A 1,057-nucleotide genomic window follows, 5' to 3' on the forward strand; every position below is an offset into this window, starting at 1 on the left:
CGCAGAGGCATTGCCGAGATGGAGGGCCGGGCATTATCGTGACATGCGTGTCCGCGACCGCAAATGCGGAATGCTGCGCACCGACTGCAACCAAAATGCCCGGTCAGGCATTTCTAGCAGGAGGGGAATCCTCACGCAGACGCTGGCGGGAGGCGGCAAGGTGGGGCCACGACGGGGCAATGACAGAATTGGCAAGCGTCGATAGCCTGCTCGAAATCACTGCCCACGCTCGGCTGGCGGCGATTGTCGATTCGTCCTTCGACGCCATCGTCAGCAAGGACCTGAACAGCATCATCACCAGTTGGAACGCGGCGGCGCAACGCATGTTCGGCTACACCGCCGAAGAGGCCGTCGGCCGCTCCGTACTCATGCTCATCCCCGATCATCTCAAGGATGAAGAGACCGACATCATCAGCCGGGTTCGCAGGGGCGAGCTCCTGGCCAGCTATGAGACGATCCGCCGGCGCAAGGATGGCGGCCTCATCGCCGTGTCGCTGACCATTTCGCCGATCAGGAACGCGTCCGGCGAGATCATCGGCGCATCGAAGATCGCCCGCGACATCACCGCCAGCAAGGAGAGCGAGCGCCGGATCAGGCTTTTGCTCCGCGAGGTGAACCATCGCGTCAAGAACCAGTTCGCGGTGATCCTCTCGATGATCCGGGAGACCAGCAAACGCTCGACCGATCCGCGCGAGTTCGAGGAGATGATCCGTTCCCGCATCATGGCGCTGTCGCGGTCGCACGATCTGCTGGTGAACTCGGAATGGGCCGGCGCCAGCCTCTTCGACCTTGCCCAGGAGCAGCTCAAGCCGTTCGGCCACGAGGCGCGGGTATCGCTTTCCGGACCGCTTTTGACCCTGCAGCCGAATGCCGTGCAAAATCTCGGCATGGCGTTTCATGAACTCGGCACCAACTCTTCCAAATATGGCGCGCTGGCGAGCGAGGCCGGGCGGCTGGAGATCACCTGGCGGATCGTCGAAGGCGCTTCGGACAAGCTGGAAATCCATCTGCTCTGGGACGAGACGATGCCGGTGCGTGAGGGAGAGCGGCCCGGGGG

At 63.0% G+C, this 1,057-nt stretch carries 1 protein-coding gene; it reads left to right on the forward strand.

Translation table 11 applies throughout. The annotated features are described in order from the left end of the window. Positions 1–179: 179 nt before the first annotated feature. Positions 180–1,057, forward strand: an 878-nt coding sequence (locus tag EN969_RS32590) for a PAS domain S-box protein (protein ID WP_127419812.1), incomplete at its 3' end; no start/stop codon positions are given.

Origin of the sequence: Mesorhizobium sp. M7A.F.Ca.CA.003.01.2.1 (genome assembly GCF_003998945.1) — a bacterium.
Classification (GTDB): Bacteria; Pseudomonadota; Alphaproteobacteria; order Rhizobiales; family Rhizobiaceae; genus Mesorhizobium; species Mesorhizobium ciceri.